Here is a 5,416-nt window from a genome sequence, read left to right on the forward strand (position 1 = left end):
TAGAATAATGACCCAACAAACACATAGTACGTCATCGGTGAGTAACGATGACGAGATTGATCTGAGTAAACTGCTTGGCCATTTAGTTGATGGCAAGTGGTGGATTATTGGTTTTACAGCGTTATTTGCTGCCATGGGTGTTGCCTTTGCGTTATTAGCAACACCGATTTATAACGCGGATGCACTTATCCAAGTTGAGCAAAAAGAGGGCGGAATGTCTTCGTTACTTGGCGAGGGGGCGAGTGATCTGTTTGCCAGTGAGAGCTCGGCTAGCACTGAAATAGAGCTGATCCGCTCACGGATGGTGTTAGGCAAAACCGTGGATAAATATAACTTAACCACAGTGGCTAAGCCGAATTATTTTCCTATGGTTGGGAAAGGTTTGGCGCGTTTAACCGGTAACCAAAACAGTATTGCGATTAGCCGTTTTGAGATCCCAGAAGGCTATAACAGCCAGCCGTTTCGTTTGAACGTGGATGCCGATGGACAGTATTCGCTGTTTAACAGTGACGATGTGCGTGTGCTTCAAGGCCAAGTAGGCAAAGCGGCTATGGATGATGGTTTTCATCTTTTTGTTGCTGACCTCAAGGCGGACAAAGGCGACACGTTTACGTTGTCAAAAATCAGCCGCTTACGTGCGATTAGAGCGATGCAAGATRGACTCTCGGTCAGTGAGCGCGGCAAGCAAACCGGTATTCTGTCGCTTTCTTACCAAGGTGAGGACAAAGCCCGTATCGAGAAGGTGCTGAGCGACATTGCCCAAAACTACTTTATGCAGAAYGTGAAACGTGATGCCGCTGAAGCAGAAAAGAGCTTGGCGTTTTTACAAGGGCATTTGCCGGGCGTGAAAGCAGAGTTGACCACGGCGGAGAATAAGCTGAATAAATTTCGCCAAGAAAACGATTCGGTTGATTTATCGATGGAAGCGAAAGCCTCGCTCGATACTATGCTCTCGGTTGAAAAACAGCTTAACGAGCTGACGTTTAAAGAAAGTGAATTGGCGCAGAARTTTACTAAAGAGCACCCKGCCTATCTTTCGTTGCTAGATAAACGAAAAACCTTGCTCGGTGAGAAAAAGCGTGTTGAAGCACAAACGCAAAAACTGCCCAAAACACAGCGCGAAGTGTTGCGCTTAAGACGCGATGTTGAGGTGAATCAGGCGATTTATGTGCAGCTTTTGAACAAGGTCCAAGAGCTGAATATTATGAAAGCCAGTACCGTGGGTAACGTGCGTATCATCGAYGATGCGCAAACCTATGAGTCGCCTGTTAAGCCGAAAAAGCCGTTGATCGCRGTGATCGCAACGCTACTTGGCGGCATGATCGGGGTTGGTGTTGTGCTATTGAAGGCGGCATTTAACCGTGGCATTGAAAACCCAGATGATGTCGAGGCGATCGGTTTACCTGTRTATGCCAGTGTGCCGCTTTCATCGATGCAGCAAGATATTGAGAAAAAACGCCAGAAGAAAGAGATCCGAACAGCMAGTGAGAGTTTATTGGCGTCGGTTAATCCAGCGGATCTGTCAATTGAAGCGCTTCGTGGACTGCGTACTAGTTTGCACTTTGCGATGATGGAGTCCGCCAACAATGTATTGATGTTCTCAGGACCCAGCCCTGGCATTGGTAAGTCGTTTGTGTCTGCGAATATGGCTGGCGTATTGGCAAAAAGTGGCCAGCGAGTGCTAGTCATCGATTCAGATATGCGAAAGGGCTTYTTGCAYCACCAATTTAGTTTGAAAGCGGATCAGGGCCTCTCTGATTGCTTGGCAGGGAAATCTGAGCGTGAGGCGGTGATTCATCATCAGGTGTTGGAGAATTTAGATGTATTAACGCGTGGCCAGGTGCCGCCGAATCCCTCTGAATTATTAATGCATCCGCGGTTTAAAGCGTTACTGGAGTGGGCAAGCGAACAATACGACATTGTTATTATTGATACGCCACCTATTTTAGCCGTAACYGATGCCGCYATTGTGGGGGCACACGCGGGCACAACCTTGCTAGTAGGCCGCTTTGGTGAAAACCCTGTGAAAGAAATCGAGGTCACTAAACAACGGTTTGAACAAGCCGGCGTCAATGTGAAAGGCTTTGTCCTCAATGGCGTGGTGCGTAAAGCCTCAAGCACGTATGGCGGTAACTATGGTTACTATAATTACAGCTATCAATAGTGGCGTTGCGGGATAACTCGAAGCGCTAAGTAAAGACATAAAGGGCAATGTGAGAACACGTTGCCCTTTTTTACACATCGTCAGCTATTCATCTTTATATAAAAAAACAACGTTAGAATGCTAGGAGAGATCATGATTAAGCACTGCKTATTCCCTGCCGCCGGCTATGGCACCCGTTTTTTGCCCGCGACGAAATCMATGCCAAAAGAAATGATGCCCATTGTTAATAAACCATTGATTGAGTACGGCGTGGATGAAGCSATTCAAGCTGGTGTRAAACATATGGGTATTGTGACGGGTCGGGGTAAGCATGCCTTGATGGATCATTTTGATAAAAACTATGAGCTTGAGCATCAAATTAGCGGGACCAAAAAAGAAGCCTTGCTGACTGAAGTGCGATCTTTGATCAATGCGGCGTCATTTACTTATATTCGCCAGAATGAAATGAAGGGGTTGGGGCATGCCATTTTAACCGGTAAGCAACTCATTGGTGATAACCCTTTTGCCGTCGTGCTTGCTGATGACCTCTGCTTGAATTTGAGCGGCGACACTGTGTTAAAACAAATGGTTGATCTCTATAACCACTATCGCTGCTCCATTGTCGCTGTGCAACGTGTACCGGAAGAAGAAACCCATAAATATGGTGTGATCAGTGGTTGTCAATTGGAGTCTGGATTATTCCGTGTGGACAATATGGTTGAAAAACCCGCCCCGGAAGATGCACCAAGCAATATGGCGATCATTGGCCGTTATATTCTCACGCCCGATATTTTTGATATTTTGGAGAATACGCAGCCAGGCAAAGGTGGTGAGATCCAAATCACGGATGCGTTGCTTGAACAAGCCCAACGTGGCTGCGTATTAGCCTATGAATTTGAAGGTGAGCGATTCGACTGTGGTTCGGTTGAAGGCTACATTGAAGCCACAAATTATGCGTATCAGCATGTTTACCTTGGCAATCCAACTAAAAGTGCCGAGCAAAAGCAAGAGACGCCTGTCCCCGCATAACGTCGATCTCTGCCTATCAACTTCCGTGGCGCCACAATGGCGCCCTTTTTTTATCTTTTTTACCAGGACAGGCACTTTTCTTTATGAGGACAGGCACTTTAGGCTCGTTCGGTTATNCAAATCACGGATGCGTTGCTTGAACAAGCCCAACGTGGCTGCGTATTAGCCTATGAATTTGAAGGTGAGCGATTCGACTGTGGTTCGGTTGAAGGCTACATTGAAGCCACAAATTATGCGTATCAGCATGTTTACCTTGGCAATCCAACTAAAAGTGCCGAGCAAAAGCAAGAGACGCCTGTCCCCGCATAACGTCGATCTCTGCCTATCAACTTCCGTGGCGCCACAATGGCGCCCTTTTTTTATCTTTTTTACCAGGACAGGCACTTTTCTTTATGAGGACAGGCACTTTAGGCTCGATCGGTTTATGGGGACAGGCACTTTATTCTTTATGAGGACAGGCACTTTAGCTCTGTGATCGCATTGGCGTCCATCACACAAATCCCTGTATTATTTTAACAACAATGCACTATGCCGCCTGGGTGTCTGTCACGAGCGGGGGTAATATTTGGCTTTAATGTCGGATGGCGTTAGTTGCACTACGCGCGGTATACATTGTAATAATTATTGGCATTGTGCTGGGGCTTATGCCGACCTACGCTCGATTTTAACGAAGCGGTTCCCGGTATTTTAAGGAGACCAATTATGGCCGAACATGACACAGAAAAGACGATACCTGAGCGTGAGCAACGGCGCTTTGCCGTATCTGCCAATCGGGACAAAGGCAGTCATCGGATTCGTTATGTGGAGGCAGGCGGTGCCTCGGTGGATAATGAAGAGTGCACATTTTGCCAGGCGGTACCGGGTTTGAGTGATCAGCCGGAGAATGACGAAAAGGCGGAAGAAAACTCTAAAGGGCCGAGCTCCTAGCATAGTGGGCCTTAGGGGCTCTATCCGTATTTCTCTATCGGGACAGGCACTTTAGGCTTGATGGTGTCTCTGGGGCACGTATAGTATTTAAAAGCATAGCTAATTGATGTTTGTTTTTATCACTTAAATGCCGCCTACCTAATGGCAAGCGGCATTGCTGATCAGTTACTGATACCTTAGAAAAAACGGGCGATATTGCGTCTACCGCGCTATGAGTGGTTTTGAACGATAACTCCACATGCCGTAAGTACGGAGCGCATCTCTATATATGCCGAGAAGCTCATTGGTACTAGCCTTTTGCAATTGATCTAGCGGTTTATCAGGATAGGCAACGGTATCAAAAGTGATTCCTTGGGGGCCAGTTTTCCAACTTGCCACTTCAAATAGGGTTTGCCCTCTTCGWACGTGGCTYGCAGAGCTTATAATRGTAGCGTGGTCTATATTGTGTCGTGCGAGTGCATAKCGACTATACAATGCATTATCGACTGTGCTTGTTGCATAGTTTTCTTCAATAATTCTKTCCTGTTCAATCCCAYGCTCAACTAGCCAATTYGCCATGAGGCGACCTTCAGTTTGATGGTTTTTCGGTACACCACCAGTTAAAACGATGACTGAATCTTGATACTTGTTAGCCATCTCTAATGTCGYTTCGAGACGCTTTATTAAAATTTCATGCATCGTACCATCTGGGTTTAGTGCRTAACCCAATGTAACGATTGCTGTATTACCATCGTAATGCTTATCAGATTTATCTTTTAATGGTGTAGCCACAATGCGATCAATCGTACTGAAAATGCGTTTTAGGTCGTCATGCCTAGCTGAACTTAGATCAGCAATAGCTTTCATGTGATTATTCGAWGCCGTTTCGTTCCCCTCAAATCTCTGCCATACCGCAAGATAAGAATGAATGTCCACATCATCGGGTGCCACTGTTAGCCCTTGTTCGAACAATKCTATCGCCCGCTCGACGTTTTTATTATAGATTTGAGCATTAGCTGCTGAAATCAACAAATCAGTCCGATATGGCTCAAGTTCGTATGCCTCGAGTAGCCTATTTGTGACTATTTCCATATTACTTGGCATTTTGGCAGTAAAGCCTGCATGAGATATACGAGACGGTGATTTAAAGGCTGTTAGAGCATCCTCAAGCAACTGATCCACGACTTGTCGCTTACTAATAAATTGGCTGTAGTCGACATTAGATTGCACTGTTGGCTCATTGGCAGCCAATGAACCGGATGAAGCAGAGAGTGCAATAAGCCCACTCAACGCGACAGCAATCATTTTTTTATTCATGGTACTACTCCTAACTACGGC

General features: G+C 46.2%; 5 protein-coding genes. 4 read left to right on the forward strand and 1 reads right to left on the reverse strand.

Annotation, left to right across the window (positions count from 1 at the left end):
• Nucleotides 1-7 precede the first annotated feature (7 nt).
• From BZG77_RS14350 to BZG77_RS14360, 4 genes are all read left to right on the forward strand, one after another.
• Complete coding sequence (locus BZG77_RS14350; RefSeq protein WP_077647729.1) at nt 8-2,164, forward strand: polysaccharide biosynthesis tyrosine autokinase; 2,157 nt, start codon at nt 8-10, stop codon at nt 2,162-2,164.
• Nucleotides 2,165-2,296: 132 nt separating this feature from the next.
• Nucleotides 2,297-3,172 (forward strand): UTP--glucose-1-phosphate uridylyltransferase GalU, encoded by an 876-nt coding sequence (gene galU / locus BZG77_RS14355; protein WP_077647730.1) that lies wholly within the window; start codon nt 2,297-2,299, stop codon nt 3,170-3,172.
• Nucleotides 3,173-3,304: 132 nt separating this feature from the next.
• On the forward strand, nt 3,305-3,481 hold the full coding sequence (locus BZG77_RS14765; RefSeq protein ID WP_443216245.1) for a hypothetical protein: 177 nt from the start codon (nt 3,305-3,307) through the stop codon (nt 3,479-3,481).
• A gap of 393 nt (nt 3,482-3,874) precedes the next feature.
• Nucleotides 3,875-4,099, forward strand: a complete 225-nt coding sequence (locus BZG77_RS14360) for a hypothetical protein (protein WP_077647731.1) — start codon at nt 3,875-3,877, stop codon at nt 4,097-4,099.
• A gap of 201 nt (nt 4,100-4,300) precedes the next feature.
• Here BZG77_RS14360 and BZG77_RS14365 read toward each other — a convergent pair whose 3' ends face one another.
• A complete protein-coding gene (locus BZG77_RS14365; RefSeq protein WP_077647732.1) occupies nt 4,301-5,395 on the reverse strand; it encodes a YdcF family protein in 1,095 nt (364 codons plus the stop codon).
• Between the last annotated feature and the right edge of the window lie 21 nt (nt 5,396-5,416).

The organism is Salinivibrio sp. IB643, from assembly GCF_001996105.1.
GTDB classification, from domain to species: Bacteria; Pseudomonadota; Gammaproteobacteria; order Enterobacterales; family Vibrionaceae; genus Salinivibrio; species Salinivibrio costicola.

Excerpts from the sequence above, each read along its gene's own strand:
- BZG77_RS14360 (WP_077647731.1), top strand. The coding sequence starts at position 3,875 with ATGGCCGAACATGACACAGAAAAGACGATACCTGAGCGTGAGCAACGG.